We start from the raw sequence: 20,335 nt of genomic DNA, 5'->3' as shown, positions 1-20,335 counted from the left end.
CTGGCATTTTATTTGAAAATGAAGTAGATTAATGAAGCCTCAAAAAGACAACAAACATCGTATATTAATTCTTGGCGCAAGTGGTTTTTTAGGACAAGCCATTTATAAAGAGTTGTATGCCTACTATAACACATTTGGCACCTACTGTACCGATAAATATGCATATGAGAAAAACCATCATTTTTTTCAGTATAACATAGAAGAAGATGATGTTTTTGAAATCCTAGATATAATAAAACCTACAATAATTATATCTGCCCTCCGTGGTAATTTTTCTGCTCAAGTTATAGCACATCAACACATAGTTAGTTATATTACAAATAACGATTGTAAGTTACTTTTTTTATCATCAGCAAATGTTTTTGATGCTTACAGTCAATTTCCTAGTTACGAATTTGACAAAACTTTAAGCCATAGTATGTATGGTCATTTTAAAATTAAAATAGAAAACATGCTTCTTAGACTACCCAAAAACAAAATAGGTATTTTAAGACTACCTATGGTTTTTGGCGTACAATCTCCTAGAATTAAAGAAATAAAACTTCATTTAAGAGAAAAACTGCCAATAGAAGTGTTTCCTAACTTAATAATGAATGTTACAAATGATAGCAAGGTAACTCAGCAAATTCATTACATCATTAATCGAAACAAATCAGGAATTTTTCATCTTGGAAGTCAAGACCTAGTGCATCACGAAGATTTTTTCTCAGAAATTATTTCATCTTTAGGATACAAAAATCCATTGTATAAACGAGTATATACAACTAACGAAGATCGTTATCTTGCTGTTTTACCAAAAGAGAATAAATTACCAAAGCACCTTCAAATACTAAGTCAAGACATTTTATCTGAATTAGAAGTATAAATTTCTTATTTTTAAAACATAAAACATTAATATGGATAAACTATCTAAAACCGACATAGAAACACGTCTATTAAGACTACCAGATTGGGAATATTTCGATAATGCAATACATGCCGAATTTGAATTTGAAAACTTTAAAGATTGCTTTAGTGCTATGAGTCGTATAGCTTTTGAATGTGAAGCATTAAACCACCATCCGGATTGGACAAATGTTTATAATGTTCTTAAAATTTCTATATCTACACACGACGCCAATGGTGTTACAGACAAAGATTTTAAATTAGCACAAGCAATAGAAGCTATTATTGAGGAAGAAGAATAATTAAATTCTCTTTTTTAAATTTGCAAAAAAATTAAATAACCGCCTTCGTTAGAAGACAAAAATAAAACATCAAATATGGGAAGAGCTTTTGAGTTTAGAAAAGCACGAAAAATGAAACGTTGGGCTGCTATGAGTAAAGCCTTTACACGTATAGGAAAAGATATCGTAATGGCTGTTAAAGAAGGTGGACCAGATCCTGACAGCAACTCAAGACTAAGAGCAGTTATACAAAATGCCAAGTCTGTAAATATGCCTAAAGACAATATAGAACGAGCAATAAAACGTGCTAGTGATAAAAACCAAGGCGATTATAAAGAAGTTGTTTTTGAAGGTTATGCGCCACACGGTATTGCTGTTTTAGTAGAAACAGCAACAGATAATAATACACGTACTGTAGCAAACATACGTAGTTATTTTAATAAATGTGACGGTAGTTTAGGTACATCTGGATCTGTTGTTTTTATGTTTGACCATACTTGTAATTTTAGAATTAATGCTGAAGGATTAGATCCTGAAGAATTAGAATTAGAGCTAATAGATTTTGGTGCAGAAGAAGTCTTTGTAGATGATGATGGCATATTAATCTATGCTCCTTTTGAAAGTTTTGGAGCAATACAAGCAGAACTTGAACGTCGTGAAATAGAAATTTTATCTTCTGGTTTTGAGCGTATACCACAAGTCACAAAAAAGTTAACCGAAGAAGAAGCTGCAGATGTAGAAAAACTTTTAGAAAAAATTGAAGAAGATGACGATGTACAAAACGTATATCACACAATGGAAGAGACAACAGACTAATAAGCTTCCTTATTTATAAAACTAAAAGGCTATTCAAAATTGAATAGCCTTTTTTCTTTCAAATCAAATCAATTATCAACCATTAATTATTGCTTAGAAAGATAAACTGCAGAAGCAGATGCTAAATCATAATCTAAAACCGGTGTAAGGTTACCTCCTGAAGAGATATTATTAAAAGCTAAAATCTTACCATTTGCAGCTTCTGCAATATATACTGTTTCAGTCGTACTATCATACGCAACATCAACTGGATTACCTAACATTGTATTAGATCCTGCAACTCTAACTTGACTAGACATTGCTAAAGTACCACCATCGTTTATACTATTAAATTTTGTTGAGAAATTAGAAATAACATGAAATCCACCATCTGATGCACTTGTAGGAGTACCACTTGCAACACCTATATCTGTTAATACCATAACATCAGCATCCATATCGTAAGCTATACCATGTGTTCTAACAATTCCTTCTACAGAAACTGTTTTTGTAGCCATAACTGTAGCATCTGTAGTATTTGACAAAAAGTTATTAAATACAGCCAATTGATCTGTAACATCTACAATTGCATATAAATCAGATCCAGCAAAAGTAATGCCCCATAATTTAAAGTTTGTAGTAATAGTATTTCTTAAAGTGAAGTTACTACCCGATTTTTGATAAATAAATAATCTACCATCAGGTGTGTTTGCATCTCCATCTACATCACTATTGTCTGCCACTACATAAAAGTTACCATTAACAGCGACTTCACGTGGACTTGTCATATCTGCCGTACCTGTAAAATCTACAGAAACATTTGTGCCAGAAGTAATCATACTTACATTAGAAAAACCTTCTAAAGAAAGATTTGATCTTGATACTTGAAAAACGGCATCAGATTCTGAATCATAATATACACCATCTGCAGCTGTACTTGTTGTAATTAAAGTTTTAGATTCTACGTTTGACATATCTGATACATTAATTTCGTCAATATTACCATTGGCATTATTAGATGTATAAATTTTAGTTGAAACTTCTGCCATAGGCATATCCATTCCGTTGTCATCGTCATCACTACAAGAAGTTAAAGCAAATGAAGCAATTGCTAAAAGACTTAAAAATTTTACTGTTTTTTGAGTTTTCATAATTTTTGTTGTTTTGTTAATACGAGGATACCTACGAAGTTTCTATTAAATCAGTTTTATAAAAAACACATATTAACATTTTTTAACAAAAAAAAGCGCTTTCAACTATGTAATTGAAAGCGCTTAATTTAAGTAAGTTGTAGCTTTATAATGTTTCTTTTTAGTGACTTGGGAAGTTTACTTTATGTTTCATTAATATCTACATTATATCTATATCAAATAAGATGCCAAAGCTAAGACCAACAACGTTTTAGCTTAAGAATTTTTACTAACCTTACCTTTAACACCACTAAAAAAAGACTTCATGTATTTAAAATCTTCTTCTAAATTATCTGTTGGATAAAAAGGTCTTGAAACTTTGTTTTGTTTGTTTTGATAATCTAATGTAAACATGATTATTGGCACATTTGCTTTTTTAGCTATGTAATAAAAACCAGTTCTCCAATTATCTACCTTACTTCTTGTGCCTTCTGGAGCTAAGGTTAATCTAAACTCTTCTTTATCGTCAAAAAGTTTTGCAATGGTTTCTACTTTATTTTCTTTATTTTTTCTGTCTACAGGAACACCTCCAACAGCTCTAAAATAATATCCTATTGGCCATACAAAAAGCTCTTTTTTTCCTAAGTAGTTAGATTTTAAATCAACAACTTTTCTTAAAAGTAGCCCTATAATAAAATCAAAATTATGAGTATGTGGCGCAGAAATTAAAACTGCTTTTTTTATGGTATCCTTAGAAAAATTAGTGTTTCCAACAACTTTCCAACCTAAGATTTTGAAATAAATTAATTTAGCTAACCAACGCATTTTACATTTTTTGGTAAAGTGCCTTTAGGACTTCTGGTGTTATTTTTTTCTTCCAGTTTTTTCCTATTGCGTTTTCCCATAATGGCTCTAGGCTTAATGCAACACCAATCATGGTATCAAATTCTTTATCTGTTAAATTGGCACAAATACCTTGTGGTAATTGTATGTTATGCTTTTCTTTCATTTGTTTGAAAAGTTTAACGCCTTCTGGATAATATTCCTCTAAATGATCAAACACTATACAATTACCTATACCATGTTTTACACCTAATAAATATCCTAAACCATAACTCATAGCATGAGCAACACCTACTTGAGAATACGCAATACTCATCCCGCCATGCCAGCTAGCCATCATTAATTTATCTTGGGCTTCTTCTGCTGTGAGATGATCTGATAAGAAAATTTCTTTACACAACTCATAAGCTGTTTCTCCATACGTTTTACTAAAAGCATTTAAATATGTTCCATTTAAAGACTCTATGCAATGTACATAACAATCCATACCTGTGTAAAACCACTGGTCTTTTGGTACATCTTTAGTTAATTCTGGATCTAATATAACTTGATCAAATGGAGTAAAATCACTATTAATACCCAATTTACGTTCTGGACCTGTTAAAATTGTTGTTCTTGAGACTTCTGCTCCTGTACCAGATATGGTTGGCACACCAACATGATATACTGCTGGGTTTTTAACTAAATCCCAACCCTGATAATCTTTAGATTCTCCATCGTTATTTAGCATAATAGATACTGCTTTAGCTACATCCATAATGCATCCACCACCAATACCAATAATACCAGATGGTCGTTCTTTATAATCTAATATTATTTGCTCTACTAACTGATCTATTTGTGATGTTTTTGGCTCTTCTGCTGCAGAGACGTATATTATTTTGTCATCATAAGCTAAGGGAATTCGTGAAGTTAACCAAGCATTACCTTTAAAGACATCATCTACAAAATATATAAATGGAGCATTTCTGTTTACACGCTTAGGTTCTAATATTTCTCCTAGCTGACTGAAACTGCCTCGTCCAAAAACAATTTTGGACACCATTGGAAAATTTTTGAATTGCATTAACTAGTTTTCTTATTTTGTAAATTTATTATTTATTTAGGTGTTTCTGAAATATTTCTGAAAATAAACCAATATGATATCCATCCGCAAGTGCGTGATTTACACTTATAGCTACATTCATTTTTAATTGGTTATTCTTATTTACTGCTTTACCAAAAGCTAATTTTGGTACAGAGTCTTTTAAGCCAGAAACTGGTTCTTTATGTCCTGAAAAATCTACCCAAGGTAGTGCAGAACAATGTATACAATCTAATCCGTTTTTAGCTGGATATAATTGATCTGTGTTATTAATTCTTTGTTTTTCTAAATGTAAATTATTTAAAAATACGTCTAAATTTTTATCATAGTTTACAAAAGAAAACCCAAAAGTTTTGTCTTCTCTAGATATTGTTGGTGATGCGTTTATTACATCATAACTTACTACTTTATCTTCTAATATTCTATACTTTAAATTTTCTACACTATTAATTGCTATCATACAAGCATGTAAATAGACACCAAAAAAACTAAGGTTATTATCCTTAGAAAATTGATAGGTTTTTGTTACATCAAAAGGAATAGTTACAGCAAAATATGGATCTTTAAAATTGACAAAGTGATTAAAAAGCTGCTTTCTTTCCCAGTTTTCTTTATCTATAGTTTTTAACATTGTAATAATTGCGGTATTTCTTTCAAACTTTTTAAAGTATGAAATTGATTATTACTATTTGCATCTAATTTAATTTCTTCATGAGCCCAAGTGGTATGAAACGGAACATGAATTGCTTTTGATTTTATGTTTATTAAAGGTAAGATATCTGATTTTAAAGAGTTTCCTATCATTAAAAATTCTTTAGGATTGATATCTAAATGATTTAATAATTTAGAGTAATTAGCTTCTTTTTTATCACTTAAAACTTCTATATGATGAAAGTAATCTAACAGTCCAGATTTTTCAAGTTTTCTTTCTTGATCTAATAAGTCTCCTTTTGTGGCTACAATTAATTTATATTTAGTTGATAGTTTTTTTAACACTTCTTCTACACCATCTAAAAGCTCTACATCTTTATTAATCATGTCTTTTCCTATCTCTAATATTTTTGAAATGACTTTATTAGAGACTGTACTATTTGATAATTCGATAGCCATTTCGACCATTGATAATACAAAACCTTTTACACCATAACCATAAACAGGAAGATTTTTCATTTCCATTTTAAATAGCTCTTGGTCTATTTTATTAGGTGTTTCAAACTGACTTAAAAGTTTAGCAAACTCTTGTTCTGCATCTCTAAAATAGGTTTCGTTAACCCAAAGCGTATCATCTGCGTCAAAACCTATAACTTTTATATTGTCGTAATTTATTTCCATAGTTTTTTTGCACGTTCAAGATCTTCAGGTGTATCAATTTCTACGCCTTGCACATGGGTTTCAACCATTTTAATTTTTTTGCCATATTCTAAATAGCGTAGTTGTTCTAATTTTTCAGCAGCTTCTAATGTTAACATCGGAAAGTGATAAAAATCCATCAACGCTTGTTTTCTAAAAGCATAAACACCTTTGTGTTTGTAATACTTAACGTCTACATTTTCATCACGAGGATACGGTATTGGACTTCTTGAAAAATAAAGTGCTACATTATCTTTATCTAAAACCACTTTTACAGTATTTGGGTTTTTAATTTCTTCCCAATCGGTAATAAGCACCATTAAAGACGCTAAATCTATTTCTTTATTTGGATCGTTTTTAAAAACATTTATTAATTTTTTCAAGGAAACAACTTCTGTAAAAGGCTCGTCACCTTGTACGTTAACTACTATATCTACATCTAAATTTTCTACCGCTTCTGCTATCCTATCACTACCACATTGATGTTCTTTTTTACTCATCATAACATTACCATCAATATGTTTTATTTCGTCATAAATAATTTGACTATCTGTTACAACTAACACATCGTCAAATAAATTGGTGTTAACTGTAGCTTCATAGGTACGTGTAATTACTGGTTTTCCGTTAAGGTCTTGCATAAGTTTACCGGGAAAACGAGAAGCACTGTAACGTGCTGGTATCATGGCAATGATTTTCATATTTTATTTTGAAAAATTACTATTCAAAAATAGTCTATTAATGTTAATTATTGATAGGTATTGCTTTAATTTTCTTCGAAAAATTCGTCTTTAAAACCTATTAAATACAGTTTTTCTTTAGCTCTTGTTACTGCTGTATACAACCAGCGTAAATAATCTCGATCTATCCCGTTAGGTAAATATGGTTGTTCAACAAAAACAGTGTTCCATTGTCCTCCTTGCGATTTATGGCAAGTAATGGCGTAAGAAAACTTAACTTGAAGAGCATTAAAATGTGGGTTATTCTTGATTTTTAGGAACTTTTTATAGTTACTCGTTTCATCCTCATAATCTTTTTGTACTTCTTCATAAAGTTTATTTGATTCTTCATAAGACAGTGATGGTGATTCGGCAGTTATCGTATCTAAAAGTAGAACGGTTTCAAAAGGTTTCATTTTAGGATAATCTACCATTTTTACTTTTACTTCTGCAAATTTAAAACCATATAATTCTTTAAAACTAAAGATTTCTAAGACTTCAATAATATCTCCGTTAGCAATAAAACCTGCTTCGGTATTTGGCTTTATCCAAAAATAATTGTTTTTAACTACCATTAGATAATCTCCTGCTGCAAGTTCGTTTTCACTAAATAGAATTCGGCTTCTAATTTGTTGATTATATAAATTAGCACGTTTATTACTTCTAACAATTATACTTGTCTCTTCATATCCTAAAGTGCTATATGCATCATTTATAGCATCCATTATCTCATAACCATCAACTAGCCTAACTATATCTTTAAAAGGTTTTAAGTTAAATTTAAAGCTTTCAAAAAACTCGTCTGCTAGCGCTTCTCTTAATAAAGTTGCATTTTCTAAGATCCCAGAATCTAAACCTTGACGTGTTACTTCATCTAACTCCATCTTTGTAACAGATTTGTTGTAGTTTAGATTTAGTGTGTTTTCATTTAAAGCTGGACTTAAATCTAACTTTACTGGAGGCAACTGTGCTGTATCACCAATTAAAAGTAATTTACATTTATGTCCTTGGTATACATACTGCATTAAATCGTCCAACAAAGACCCGTTTGCATATAATTTAGAATCGTTAGGTGTGTCTGGTATCATAGACGCTTCGTCTACAATAAATATGGTGTTCTTGTGTTTGTTTGGTTGTAAAACAAAATTAACGCCACCACCTTTATTTTTTTTAGGAAAATATATTTTTTTATGAATTGTAAAGGCTTCTTTTTTTGAGTAATTAGATATCACTTTTGCTGCTCTACCTGTAGGAGCCATTAAGACTGCACTTTTCTTTGCTTTCCATAAATTAGTTACTATAGTACCTATAATTGTTGTTTTTCCTGTACCGGCGTATCCTTTTAATAAAAAAACGCTATCTGTAGTATCTTTAAAAATAAATTCTGAAAGTTGTAAAAGTAAAATGTCTTGTTTTGCGGTTGGTTTAAATGGAAATTGCTGTTTTATAAGGGAATAAAATTCTGAACTAGTCATTAAGGCACAAGGTTTAAAAACTTTTTCTCAAATATATAAATCATTTTTACCAACAAATGGTTTTTACGAATAAAAAAAAATTGTAGATTTGTCACTGACCTTAATTATTTTTTAATAAAAAACACTATGCTAAATTTAATATTAATTATTATTGGTGCCATTCTTTTAACCTTTGCAATTGTATGGCTAATTGACAAATATTTACCTTCAAAAGTAAAACCTGTAATTGTAATTGCACTTTGGGCTTTAATTATCCTTTTAGGTTACTTAACTTTTGACTCTGTTTATGGAGAAATTAAATTTAATCAATTAAAAGTAAAGCGTTACGCTGCTGCAATTGAAAAATTAAAAGACATTAGAGATTCTGAATTAGCATACAGAGAAGTAAACGGAAAGTTTACAAAAAGCTACGATACTTTAATTAAGTTTATTGAAAATGGTCAATTTACAATTATAGAAAGACGCGACTCTAGTGTTGTTGACGAAGAAAGAACCAAGGCTTATGGTGGTGTAGAAATGTTTAAAGATATTGTAATTACAGATACTATTGGATACGTGCCTGTAAAAGATAGTTTATTTAAAACTTCTACTAGATATAAAACAATGATGGATGTACCAAATGCTAAACCAGGTACTAAATTTACTTTAAATGCAGGAGAGCTAACAGATGGAGATAATAAAATACCTGTATTTGAAGCATTTGTTAAAAAAGACGATTTATTATTTGACCAACCTAAAGATTTAGTTTCTAAAGAAAAAGAAGTTTTATCTGTAGAAGGTGTTAACGGAGATGCTTTACGTGTTGGATCTATGGACGAAGTTAAAACTGTAGGAAACTGGCCAAAAACTTATGGCAATAACGAATAATACACATAATATTTTAACCAACCTAGAACTGTCCATTCAACTAAGTTTGAGTGGACTTTCTTTTTGTATCCTAAACACAGATACAAATACCATTATAGATTTACAAAATGTAAACTTTACAAAAAAAACACCGTTAGATTTATTAGATGCTGTAAAGCATCAGTTTAACTCTAATCCTAAACTAGATCAAGCGTTTAATAAAGTAACTGTTATTCATGAAAACGAATGGTCTACTCTAGTTCCTAAACCATTATTTGACGAAGAAAATTTAGCAGATTATTTAAAATTTAACACCAAAATTTTAAAAACAGACTTTATTACTTTTGATGATATTAAACAAAATGATAGTGTCAATGTTTATGTACCATTTACAAACATAAACAATTACTTATTTGACAAGTTTGGAAGTTTTACTTACAAACACTTTTCTACTGTATTAATTGAGCAATTATTGACTTTAGAAAAGAATAACAATACTTCTAAAGTATACGTTAATATAAATACAGAAAGCTTTGAAGTAGTAGCATTTAACTCAGGTAAATTAGCACTTTACAACACGTTTAATTATCAAACTAAAGAAGATTTCATCTATTATTTACTCTTTACTTTAGAGCAATTACAGCTTAATCCAGAAACTATCGAGCTTGTCTTTTTAGGAAATTTAGATAAAGAACATCCTATTTATAAAATAGCTTACAAATATGTAAGACATGTTAGTTTTGGTAATAGATTTGACACTTTCGCTTTCGCGGAAAAACCAACAAATAACTATTCTAATTTCACCTTATTAAAAAGTTTCTAATGCGTATTATATCCGGAAAATACAAAGGACGAAAGTTAGTTGCACCAAAAAAACTACCCGTTAGGCCAACAACAGATATGGCTAAAGAAGCCTTATTTAACATCTTAAATAATCAATATTATTTTGATGAAATTTCAGTATTAGATTTATTTGCTGGTACGGGTAATATCAGTTATGAATTTGCATCACGAGGTACCGAAAACATTACCTGCGTTGATCAAAATTATGGTTGTATAAAATACATTAATGAAACTGCTGAAAGTTTTGAAATGTCTATCAACACCATAAAAAGTGATGTATTTAGTTTTTTAGAAAATCATCAACAACCTTACACTATTATTTTTGCAGATCCACCATATGAATTTCCAGTAGAAGAATTTGCAAAAATCCCAGAATTAGTCTTTCAAAATAACCTATTAGAAGAACATGGACTTTTAATTTTAGAACACTCTAAACATACCGACTTATCAGGTTTATCACAGTATTCTCATTCCAAAAGTTATGGCGGAAATATGTTTAGTTTTTTTGAACTGACAGAAGAATAGTATTCTTAAAACCAATTTATAATTCCGAGGAATCGAGTAATCTCATCCTTATGTGATTTCTCAATTTGTTCGAAATGACAAAAAATAAAAAACCACCTTAAAAAAGGTGGTTTCTTTATAAAATAGTAAATCTATAAGCCGGATTCTGTACGCAAAAGCGTCCTTATCATTTATCTGAATGTGCTGTTACCAACACACTTTAGCTACCTACCCTTTAACATCGCACGTGCAGCGCTCAAACGTTAATATACATGGTATTGCACCTTATAGAGTTTACCTGATTTCACTACAGCATGACCTGTACATTCTTTCTGTTGCACTTTTCCTCACCTTTCGGCGGATGGCTGTTAACCACTATAATTGCACTATGGTGTCCGGACTTTCCTCTAAATTCTCGCGAATGCGGGAATCTCAAAAAAAAGAGAAACTCAATCAAGTTGAGTTTTTAGCGATAAGGCAATTTACTGGTGCTAAATTACGATAAACTAATGTATGTATTTGTATAAAATAATAATTATATTTTTTTAAATAAAACATCTATAATTTTAAGACCAACTATAGAGTTATTGTTATCTCTAAGAAAGGTTATTAGGTCAGAAGAGTAATCAAAAGCATCTTTATCAAGAGGTATAATCTCATTTTTCCAAGCACCATTTCTGCTAAAAACAAAAAGTTTACCGTCTATTAGTTTGATTTTTTTACTGATTTGAAAATCTGCATTAAAATATTGTCCTTCAAATTCTTTTAATTGCTTTTCGTTGTAAGTAGTAGGATTGTATTCTTTAAATAGCCAAGGTAATTGGTTTTCAGAATCATAATATTTATAACTTTTTTTATTAGACTCTAAATCAAAAACAACTAATTTATCATTAAACATAAATTGATTATTTCCAATTGGTTTTAATCTTGTTATTTCTACTCCATCAGTCGTTAGTACAGTAAGTTCATCATTTTTAAGTTGAATTCTGTTTGTTTTAATTGTCTCTACATCGCTTCCGGCAAAGAGATAACTTCCTTCATATAATTTTAGCTCTTTTTTTGAAAGCTCTACTTTTTTCACCTTTCCGCGATTTTTTGTTTCGTTATTGAAATTATTTTTAGGAATGTATAAGTCAACTAACTTAAAAAACTGTTCTTCAAAATCTGAATCAAAGGTGTTTTGAGTTGTGAAAAACATCATATCTAATTCAGGAAAATAAAGATATTTAGAAACAAAGCCGCCTAATATCATTCCGTCAAAACCAAATGCTTGATAGTTATTATAAGTTTCAAACTCTACTCCTAAACCAAAATTGATAGTATTACCATTATTTAACTTGGCTTTGGTATGCATTTTATTATATAATTCAGGACTTAGCTTTTTTACATTTTGTAAACTTATATGCCACTTCAACATATCTTTTGCTGTGGTTAACACCTGACCATCACCATTATAGATAAAAGCGTGTAAATGTGTTTTATAAAAACTGTTTTCATCTTTTACATATCCTATTGCTCTATTTTTAATAATAGAATAAGTACTTGATTTCTTTATTGTATTTTCCATTCCGAATGGTTCAAAAACATCTTCTTGCATAAAATTTGCAAAAGACTTCCCAGAAACTTTAGTTACAATATCAGCCAATAAGATATAGTTTGAATTTGTGTATTGAAAATACTCGCCTGGTTTGAAGTTTAATGATGTCGTTTTTGTAATAAAATTCATCATTTGCGATTGAGTAAGTAAATCATTTCTACCTAAATCCGCAATTCCCGCAATGCCATCTACTTCTTTTATACCACTTGTCTGGTTTAATAATTGTTCAATGGTTGGATTTCCTTTTTGATATTGAGGTAGATTATTAATGTATTTATAAGCAGGCTCTTTAATAGATAATTTACCTTGTTCTTCTAGCAAAAGTATTGCGTATGCAGTAAATTGTTTAGCAATTGAACCGATGTCAAAAACTGTTTTGTTTGTAATTGGTATGTCATAATCTAAATTAGATATTCCATATTGTTTTTCTACTAAGATTTCTTCGCCTTTAGAAACTATAATTGAAAAACCAGGTGTGTTATCTTCTACTTGATAAATTTTATCTATTTCAGCTTCTAAATTTTGGCAAAATCCAAATGTTGATAAAAGTGTAAGAAAAGTAAAAGCAGTTAGTTTTTTTATCATTTTAATTCTTTTATGTAAGGACAAGAATAATTATCTTTTGTTACAGTCAATATAATAATTAAAAAAACTATTACTCTTCAATTTTTGTTAATAACTCAAAATAAATTGGAGCAACAAACTTCCTTTTTATTAAGCTATTTTTTAAATTTGTAATCAATTTAATGTCTATGGAACATTTTGTAGTATCAGCCAGAAAATACAGACCACAAACCTTTAAGGATGTTGTTGGTCAATCTGCTATTACAAACACTTTACTTAACGCCATAGAAAACAATCATCTTGCACAAGCATTATTATTTACTGGTCCACGTGGAGTTGGTAAAACAACTTGCGCACGTATTTTAGCAAAGATGATTAACAGTGAAGGCAATGAAAGCTCTGAAGAAGATTACGCTTTTAATATTTTTGAACTAGATGCAGCTTCCAACAACTCTGTAGACGATATTAGAAACTTAACCGATCAAGTTCGTATTCCACCACAAGTTGGTAAGTACAAAGTTTATATTATTGATGAGGTACATATGTTATCTCAAGCCGCTTTTAATGCCTTTTTAAAGACTTTAGAAGAGCCACCAAAACATTGTATTTTTATTTTAGCAACTACTGAAAAACATAAAATAATCCCAACTATTTTATCACGTTGTCAAATCTTTGATTTTAAACGCATTACAGTTAAAGATGCTAAAGAGTATTTAAAATACATTGCAGAAGAGCAAGGTGTAAATGCAGAAGATGATGCGCTACATATTATAGCTCAAAAGGCAGATGGTGCTATGCGTGATGCACTTTCAATCTTTGATCGTGTAGTTAGTTTTTCTGGTAAAGATTTAACCAGACAAGCAGTTACAGAAAATTTAAACGTATTAGATTACGAAACTTACTTTGAAAGTACAGACCTTATTTTAGACAATAAAATCCCTGAGTTGTTACTTCAATTTAATAAGACATTAGCAAAAGGTTTTGATGGTCATCATTACATTGCTGGACTTGCATCACATTTTAGAGATTTATTAGTTTGTAAAAACCCTGCTACGATAGAACTTTTAGAAGTTGGTGAAGACACTAAAAAGAAGTACGAAAATCAAGCTACAAAATCAAGTCAGCAGTTTTTAATACAAGCTATAAATCTGGCTAACGACTGTGATTTGAAATATAAAAGCAGTAAAAACCAACGACTTCTGGTCGAACTTACTTTAATGCAACTTGCCTCTATCACTTTTGATGGAGAAAAAAAAAATAGCAGACGTTACATAATTCCGCCTAGTTATTTCAGAAAAAAAGGTATTACACCTATTCCTGTTAAAAAACCAGTAGAAGCTTCTTCTAAAAACGAAACACAAAAAGTAAATCCAGAACTTAAACAATTTGTAGAACCGCCAAAACCTAAAATTGTATTAGAAAAAGGTATAGCATCTGCAAAAAAACGAACATCTGGATTATCTTTAAAAAGTATAAGAGCAAAAAAAGAACATGAAATAAAACAACTAGATGTTGTTGTTGATGAAGAAAACCTACCAAAAGAACCTTTTACTCAAGAAGAACTAACCAATCATTGGAATTTATTTGTTAACGAAATTGAAGCCAAGGGACAATTTAACCTTGCTTCTATCCTATCTATAGACAAGCCTAAACTAGCCGAAGATGGTGTAACAGTAAAATTAACTTTTCCTAACGCTACAAATAAAGTTGAAGTAGAACGTCAATCTTATGATTTGATGTCTTATTTACGTAAAAGTCTAAACAATTATGATATTAATTTAGACATTACTGTAGATGAAGTGATGGAAAAAAAATACGCCTATACACCAATTGAAAAATATGAAAAACTAAAAGAAAAAAATCCTAACATCGAATTACTAAGAAAGGCTTTTGATTTAGATGTTTAAATTGTAACTTTATAATTATGAACAAGTTTACAGTACTACTTTTAGGAATAATCATTACGCTTATTAGTTGTGATGCTAGAGATAAAATTAATAGATCACCTAAAGATATTTTAAAAGAAAAAAACTTATTAGAATCTTTTTCAGAACGTGTTTCTTACTTTCCTAAAGAATATGCTGAAGTTAAAACAGATACTATTTTAAGTAATGGCTACCATGTAAATGTAAAAACTTTTACAGATATGAAGTCTTCATACTTAAGACAATTTAAACACGACTCTATAAACTATAAATATCATTACAGAGATTATAAAGCCCAAGTTGTAGCACGTCAAAACAAAATTATTTTTAATGATGTTATTGATAAACAATATATTTTAAAACATGATAAAACAGTTTCTTACTATATGGAAACTTCAATTTTAAAAAGTGTTTGGGTAAATCAAGAAGAAAGTTTAAACCAAAATAAATTGGTTTTAAACATCCTTTTTACACAACCAAAATCTAATACAGAAAAACTTTTTGAATTAGTAATAGATAATAAAGGTGATAAAAAACTAATCAACCTTACAGATTTAGATCATAACTACTTAACTGCTTAAAAAAATATGCTTGGACTAAAATTACCAACAGATCCACGTTGGGTTAATATTGTAGAAAAAAATATTGAAGAAATCCTTACAGACCATGCCTTTTGTGAGCAAAAAGCAACAAGTACAGCCATATCTTTAATAGTAAGTTTTCCTGAATATACAGAGCTTGTTCAAGAAATGACTGCTTTAGTTAAAGAAGAAATGAGCCATTTTAAAATGGTACATGACAAGATTATAGAACGTGGTTGGACTTTAGGTAGAGATAGAAAAGATGAGTATGTAATTCAACTTTTAAAATTCTTCCCTAAAGGCGGAAGCAGAACAGATCAATTAGTACACAGACTATTATATGCTGCATTAATTGAAGCTAGAAGTTGCGAGCGTTTTAGATTACTTTCTGAAGAATTAAAAGATAAAGAATTAGCCGAGTTTTATAGACGATTAATGGTTAGTGAAGCTAATCATTACACCATGTTTTTAGGATATGCTCGTAAATACGGAAAACGAGAAGAAGTAGATAAAAAATGGCAAAATTTATTAGATTATGAAGCCCAAATTATGAAAGATTTAGGTACAAAAGAAACCATACACGGATAAATATAAAAAGCCTTTTCTAAATTAGAAAAGGCTTTTTTAAACACTTACTATTTATTGAATATATTAGAATTTTACTCCAAATCCTATTTGCATTGTATTTCCTTTAAATTCTACACCTAATTCATCATCAACTAGGTTTTGTAATCCATACTTATATCTAAAGTCTAAGAAAAATTCATCAGTAATCATGTAGTCAATTCCAGCTACACCAGAAAAAGTAAAGTTTTTAATGCCATCATCATACTCATGAGCTTTTAAACTAGCTTGTGGTCCAACTGCTAAAGCAAAATTATTAGATAAGTTAAACTTAAATAAAACTGGTAATTGGATATAGTTAATTCTCAATTCTTCTTCTTTAGAACCTTCTGCTGAAAACTGAATTTCTGGAGCAATATCAATTAAGTTTGATAACTTATACTCTCCAAAAAAACCAATCATAAATCCATTTCTGTGAGTGTGAGGCGTATCATCAAACTGATCTTCAAAATCTAAATCAGAAATATTAATACCAGCTCTAACTCCATAAACAGAGTTTTGAGAAAATCCATAAAAAGAAGCTAAGATTAAAGTAAAGAAAAGAATAGTTTTTTTCATATTTTAAAAGTTATAAGAGGTTGAGTTTAGTTTTTATGATCTTATTAGTAAATATATATATTATTATTTAATCTATCACAATAAACAGATAAAGTGTACTATTTTAACTTTGTATGACTCTTAACCGTATCATTATATATACTTTTTATAATACCATCTGCTAGTCCAATTTTTGGAACATAGATATCTTTTGCGCCACTCCATTTCATCGCTGATAAATAAATACGTGTTGCAGGTATAATCACATCTGCTCTATCTTGATTTAAGTCTAGTTGAGATATACGCTCTTCGTAAGAGTATGTTTGTAAGGTATTATAGTAAGAAGTAAGGTAAAAATAGGATAATGGTTTACCTAAAGATTTTCCTGAAATTTTAAAAATTTTATTAATGTTTCCTCCAGATCCAATAACATCAATTTTTTCGAATTTAGATGTTTCAGTTTTTATCCATTCTTCAAGTTCTTGCCAAGCTTCTTTTTTTACTACATCATTTAAAAGTCTTACGGTTCCTATTTTAAAGGATTTTGACGATATTTTTTCCCCTTTATCTATTACAGAAAACTCAGTACTACCGCCTCCTACATCTACGTATAGATAAGTTTTGTTTTCATCTATATAACTTTGAAGGTCTGTTGCAGCAATAATAGCAGCTTCTTCTTCTCCTCCTATAATATCTATTTTAATACCTGTTTCTTCTAATACTAAATCTGCTATTTGCTTACCATTTTTTGCTTCTCGCATTGCAGACGTTGCACATGCTTTGTACCTAACAACATTATGTGTTTGCATTAACAAACTAAACGCTTGCATGGTTTTAAGCATTCGCTCTTTATTATTTTTAGAAATCTTTTCTTTTATAAATACATCTGCACCAAGACGAACAGGAACACGCACTAACGAACTTTTTTTAAAGCGTACAGGTTTACCTTTTTCTTCTATAATATTAGAAATTAGTAGTCTTACAGCGTTAGATCCAATGTCTATTGCAGCGTATTTTTGTATGGTTAGCATTATTTAGTTTAGTTTTTCTTTTAAATAATCATAAGTTGCAAATTGAGACCTTAATTTAGGTTTATCGTTTTTACGATAATTATTTTTTTGAGTTTTGTCTAATAGTCTAGCTTTTGCATTATCATTCCAACAGATATCGAATATATCTAATAATTCTTGTTTAATATCATCTTGATAGATTGGGCAGGATACTTCTACTCTATTATCTATATTTCTTGTCATCCAATCTGCAGAAGAGATGTATACTTTTGTATCGTTATTATTACAGAAAATGTATAGCCTAGTGTGTTCTAAGAACTTATCTACGATACTTATTACTTCAATGTTTTCACTAACACCTTTTACTCCAGGAACAAGACAACAAATACCTCTAACAATCATTTGTATTTTTACTCCAGCTTTGCTTGCTTCGTATAGCTTATCAATCATTTTATAGCTTGATATACTATTCATTTTTAATTTAATAAAAGCTGGTTTGCCTTGTTTAACATTTTCAATTTCGTTATCAATTAAACGAAAAAATTTATCTTTTGTATAATGTGGCGAGGTAATTATGTGTTTATATCTGTAAATTTTATAGTTTACTTCAAAAAAGTTGAATACTTTATTGATGTCTTTTAATATTTTTTGATTGGCTGTAAATAGCGTAAAATCTGTATAAACACGTGCAGTAGACTCATTAAAATTACCTGTGCTTATAAAACCATAACGTTTTGTTTTCTTTCCTTCTTCACGCTCTATTACACACATTTTACTGTGTACTTTTAATCCTTGTACTCCAAAAATTAGATTAACACCTTCGCGCTGCATTTGTTCCGCGTAAGCGATATTTGCTTCTTCATCAAAACGCGCTTGAATTTCCATAGAAACAGTAACTTTTTTACCATTTTTTGCAGCATTGATAAGAGAACTTGCTACATGAGATATCTGTGCTAATCTATAAATTGTAATTTTTATTGATTTTACTTTTGGGTCTAAAGCTGCTTCGCGTAAAAACTTTACTACATATGTAAATGTATGATAAGGTGCATATTGTAAATAATCTTTTTTTGCTATAGACTCAAAAATACTGTCTTGTAGGCTTAAACCTTTAACTTGTAATGGTGTGATTTTATCGTAAAGTAAATCTGTTCTACCTAAACTAGGAAAATCCATATAATCTCTCCTATTATGATAACGTCCACCTGGTATTATACTATCTGTATTATCTATACCCATAATAGACATTAAAAAGTTTAGAGTCGTTTTATCTATAGTTTTATCATAAACAAATCTTACTGGCTCGCCAATTAATCTATCCTTAACGCTATCACTAATTTTTTCCATAAAACTTTTAGACAAATCGCTGTCTAAATCCAACTCTGCATCACGTGTAATTTTTATCATATGCGCAGAAATATTTTTATAGCTAAAAACGTTAAAAATATCGTCTAAAAATAAACGCAACATATCATCTAACATAATGATATACTGTTTATTGTCCACTTTTGGAAGTACAATAAATCGTTGCATTGATCTAGAAATTTCTATCAAAGCATATTGGCTAGAATTATCTTCTAAAACCATATTTATTGCTAAATACGCATTACTATCTTTTAGGTTAGGAAGTTCTATATCTGGGTTTAAAATAATAGTTACTAAAGCTGGACTAACTTTTTCTAAAAAATACTTTTTAAGAAACTCTTTTTGAGATTTATTAACCTTATTTTCTTTTATAATAAAGATGTTTTCTGCCTCTAATTCTTTTTGAATTTTGCTTAAAATTTTAAGACTTTCTGTTTGATGTCCAATAACAGTATTTGTTATTATCTCTAACAACTCTGATGCCTTAATACCTCCAAGTTGACTTTTACCAGCTTTACCTGCATAGTCAATACGCTTTACTGTAGCATAGCGTACTTTAAAAAATTCGTCTAAATTATTAGAAAAAATACCTAAAAAACGTAATCTTTCAATTAACGGAACAGTCTCATCTGCTGCTTCTTGTAAAACTCGGTGATTAAATTGAAGCCAACTTAACTCTCTATTAATGTATTTATTATCTATAATATGGTTGTTCATTTGACGAATTTTTACTACAAATATATTTAATTAGATTGGCTATTTTAAATGTTTAGGGAATACAATTCGTGTTGTTTTACCAAATTTAACCTTTTGCCAACATTGAGTCTTAAATTCTATTTGAACAAACCCAGAAGTTGGCAAGTTTTCTATATAACTATCCCCTAGTTGATTACATAAATCTGTAAGCGCATAATTGTGTCCAAATATTGCTAAAGTATTTACAGAATCGTCACAGTTGTAGATTTGATTTAATACAGCTTCTCCAGAAAAATCATAAAGCTCTTTTTTAAGTTGAAATTTGACGTCAAAAAGATCTAAATTTTTAATGTAATTTTTAGAAGTTGTACATGCACGATTTGCTGTACTAGATAATATTAAATCTGGCTTTTTAAAATCTTCTTTTATATAGTTAGACACTAAATCAATATCCGTAAAACCTCTTTTTTTTAAGGGTCTATCGTGATCTGGTAAATTATATTTCCATGAGGATTTACCATGTCGAAATAACTGTAAAGTTTTGTCCATAATGATTATTTAAATGATTATTCTAGAGATTTTTAGAGTCAAAAATGTATTTTATCGATTAAATATACGCTATATCATTTTTTTTTGATTTTAATAATATTTACAACTTGATTTGTATTGCTATTAATTAAT

The 20,335-nt window shown here is 29.6% G+C and carries 21 protein-coding genes and 1 other RNA gene; 9 read left to right on the top strand and 13 right to left on the bottom strand.

Annotated elements, in window-relative coordinates; all coding sequences use genetic code 11:
• Positions 1-31: 31 nt before the first annotated feature.
• From INR78_RS11770 to INR78_RS11760, 3 genes are all read left to right on the top strand, one after another.
• A complete protein-coding gene (locus tag INR78_RS11770; RefSeq protein ID WP_223076662.1) occupies positions 32-865 on the top strand; it encodes a sugar nucleotide-binding protein in 834 nt (277 codons plus the stop codon).
• A gap of 31 nt (positions 866-896) precedes the next feature.
• Complete coding sequence (locus tag INR78_RS11765) at positions 897-1,187, top strand: 4a-hydroxytetrahydrobiopterin dehydratase (RefSeq protein ID WP_223076661.1); 291 nt, start codon at positions 897-899, stop codon at positions 1,185-1,187.
• Between the two features lie 75 nt (positions 1,188-1,262).
• Positions 1,263-1,982 (top strand): YebC/PmpR family DNA-binding transcriptional regulator, encoded by a 720-nt coding sequence (locus tag INR78_RS11760; protein WP_027879089.1) that lies wholly within the window; start codon positions 1,263-1,265, stop codon positions 1,980-1,982.
• 86 nt (positions 1,983-2,068) lie between these two features.
• Here the strand turns inward: INR78_RS11760 and INR78_RS11755 are convergent, their stop codons facing one another.
• The 7 genes from INR78_RS11755 to INR78_RS11725 all read right to left on the bottom strand — a co-directional run bounded on the left by INR78_RS11755 (position 2,069) and on the right by INR78_RS11725 (position 8,562).
• Positions 2,069-3,112 (bottom strand): hypothetical protein, encoded by a 1,044-nt coding sequence (locus INR78_RS11755; protein ID WP_223076660.1) that lies wholly within the window; start codon positions 3,110-3,112, stop codon positions 2,069-2,071.
• A 255-nt stretch (positions 3,113-3,367) separates the two neighbouring features.
• Positions 3,368-3,916 carry a 1-acyl-sn-glycerol-3-phosphate acyltransferase gene (locus INR78_RS11750; protein ID WP_223076659.1) on the bottom strand — a complete coding sequence of 183 codons (549 nt, stop codon included), beginning with the start codon at positions 3,914-3,916 and terminating at the stop codon, positions 3,368-3,370.
• Between the two features lies 1 nt (position 3,917).
• A complete protein-coding gene (locus INR78_RS11745) occupies positions 3,918-4,979 on the bottom strand; it encodes an iron-containing alcohol dehydrogenase family protein (protein ID WP_223076658.1) in 1,062 nt (353 codons plus the stop codon).
• A 49-nt stretch (positions 4,980-5,028) separates the two neighbouring features.
• A complete protein-coding gene (locus INR78_RS11740; protein ID WP_223076657.1) occupies positions 5,029-5,649 on the bottom strand; it encodes a CatA-like O-acetyltransferase in 621 nt (206 codons plus the stop codon).
• A complete protein-coding gene (locus INR78_RS11735) occupies positions 5,643-6,350 on the bottom strand; it encodes an HAD family hydrolase (RefSeq protein ID WP_223076656.1) in 708 nt (235 codons plus the stop codon). Before INR78_RS11735 ends, INR78_RS11740 begins: the two co-directional genes overlap by 7 nt.
• On the bottom strand, positions 6,341-7,069 hold the full coding sequence (gene kdsB / locus INR78_RS11730) for a 3-deoxy-manno-octulosonate cytidylyltransferase (protein ID WP_255593074.1): 729 nt from the start codon (positions 7,067-7,069) through the stop codon (positions 6,341-6,343). Before kdsB ends, INR78_RS11735 begins: the two co-directional genes overlap by 10 nt.
• A 65-nt stretch (positions 7,070-7,134) precedes the next feature.
• Positions 7,135-8,562 carry an ATP-dependent RecD-like DNA helicase gene (locus INR78_RS11725; protein WP_223076655.1) on the bottom strand — a complete coding sequence of 476 codons (1,428 nt, stop codon included), beginning with the start codon at positions 8,560-8,562 and terminating at the stop codon, positions 7,135-7,137.
• A 126-nt stretch (positions 8,563-8,688) separates the two neighbouring features.
• On the opposite strand from INR78_RS11725, the gene INR78_RS11720 reads away from it, so the two are divergent.
• The 3 genes from INR78_RS11720 to rsmD are packed head-to-tail and all read left to right on the top strand — an operon-like array spanning position 8,689 to position 10,776.
• On the top strand, positions 8,689-9,429 hold the full coding sequence (locus INR78_RS11720) for a hypothetical protein (RefSeq protein WP_027879097.1): 741 nt from the start codon (positions 8,689-8,691) through the stop codon (positions 9,427-9,429).
• Positions 9,413-10,231, top strand: coding sequence for a DUF3822 family protein (locus tag INR78_RS11715; RefSeq protein ID WP_223076654.1), 819 nt, complete (start codon positions 9,413-9,415; stop codon positions 10,229-10,231). Before INR78_RS11720 ends, INR78_RS11715 begins: the two co-directional genes overlap by 17 nt.
• The gene (gene rsmD / locus INR78_RS11710) at positions 10,231-10,776 is read left to right on the top strand and encodes a 16S rRNA (guanine(966)-N(2))-methyltransferase RsmD (protein ID WP_223076653.1); all 546 of its coding nucleotides are present in this window, start codon (positions 10,231-10,233) and stop codon (positions 10,774-10,776) included. The genes INR78_RS11715 and rsmD overlap by 1 nt, the downstream gene beginning before the upstream one ends.
• Positions 10,777-10,894: 118 nt before the next feature.
• Here the strand turns inward: rsmD and rnpB are convergent.
• An RNA gene (rnpB, locus tag INR78_RS11705) (RNase P RNA component class A) lies at positions 10,895-11,244 on the bottom strand.
• A 46-nt stretch (positions 11,245-11,290) separates the two neighbouring features.
• The gene (locus tag INR78_RS11700) at positions 11,291-12,937 is read right to left on the bottom strand and encodes a serine hydrolase (protein WP_223076652.1); all 1,647 of its coding nucleotides are present in this window, start codon (positions 12,935-12,937) and stop codon (positions 11,291-11,293) included.
• A 167-nt stretch (positions 12,938-13,104) separates the two neighbouring features.
• On the opposite strand from INR78_RS11700, the gene dnaX reads away from it, so the two are divergent.
• Genes dnaX through INR78_RS11685 form a run of 3 tightly spaced genes read left to right on the top strand, consistent with a single transcriptional unit; the run spans position 13,105 to position 16,010 of the window.
• Complete coding sequence (dnaX, locus tag INR78_RS11695) at positions 13,105-14,823, top strand: DNA polymerase III subunit gamma/tau (RefSeq protein WP_223076651.1); 1,719 nt, start codon at positions 13,105-13,107, stop codon at positions 14,821-14,823.
• 17 nt (positions 14,824-14,840) lie between these two features.
• Entirely contained in the window at positions 14,841-15,422 is a 582-nt protein-coding gene (locus INR78_RS11690; protein ID WP_223076650.1) for a hypothetical protein, read from the top strand.
• 6 nt (positions 15,423-15,428) lie between these two features.
• The gene (locus INR78_RS11685) at positions 15,429-16,010 is read left to right on the top strand and encodes a tRNA-(ms[2]io[6]A)-hydroxylase (RefSeq protein ID WP_223076649.1); all 582 of its coding nucleotides are present in this window, start codon (positions 15,429-15,431) and stop codon (positions 16,008-16,010) included.
• A 63-nt stretch (positions 16,011-16,073) separates the two neighbouring features.
• Here the strand turns inward: INR78_RS11685 and INR78_RS11680 are convergent, their stop codons facing one another.
• From INR78_RS11680 to INR78_RS11665, 4 genes are all read right to left on the bottom strand, one after another.
• Positions 16,074-16,604 carry a porin family protein gene (locus tag INR78_RS11680; RefSeq protein ID WP_027879104.1) on the bottom strand — a complete coding sequence of 177 codons (531 nt, stop codon included), beginning with the start codon at positions 16,602-16,604 and terminating at the stop codon, positions 16,074-16,076.
• Between the two features lie 98 nt (positions 16,605-16,702).
• Positions 16,703-17,614, bottom strand: coding sequence for a Ppx/GppA phosphatase family protein (locus INR78_RS11675; protein WP_223076648.1), 912 nt, complete (start codon positions 17,612-17,614; stop codon positions 16,703-16,705).
• Between the two features lie 3 nt (positions 17,615-17,617).
• Positions 17,618-19,675 carry a polyphosphate kinase 1 gene (gene ppk1 / locus INR78_RS11670; protein WP_223076647.1) on the bottom strand — a complete coding sequence of 686 codons (2,058 nt, stop codon included), beginning with the start codon at positions 19,673-19,675 and terminating at the stop codon, positions 17,618-17,620.
• A gap of 39 nt (positions 19,676-19,714) precedes the next feature.
• Positions 19,715-20,203, bottom strand: a complete 489-nt coding sequence (locus INR78_RS11665) for a histidine phosphatase family protein (RefSeq protein WP_223076646.1) — start codon at positions 20,201-20,203, stop codon at positions 19,715-19,717.
• Positions 20,204-20,335: the final 132 nt, after the last annotated feature.

It is taken from the genome of Mesoflavibacter sp. SCSIO 43206, from assembly GCF_019904215.1.
GTDB lineage: Bacteria > Bacteroidota > Bacteroidia > Flavobacteriales > Flavobacteriaceae > Mesoflavibacter > Mesoflavibacter zeaxanthinifaciens.
Note: the sequence above shows the minus strand (reverse complement) of the source record. Positions and strands in the feature narration are given on the sequence as shown.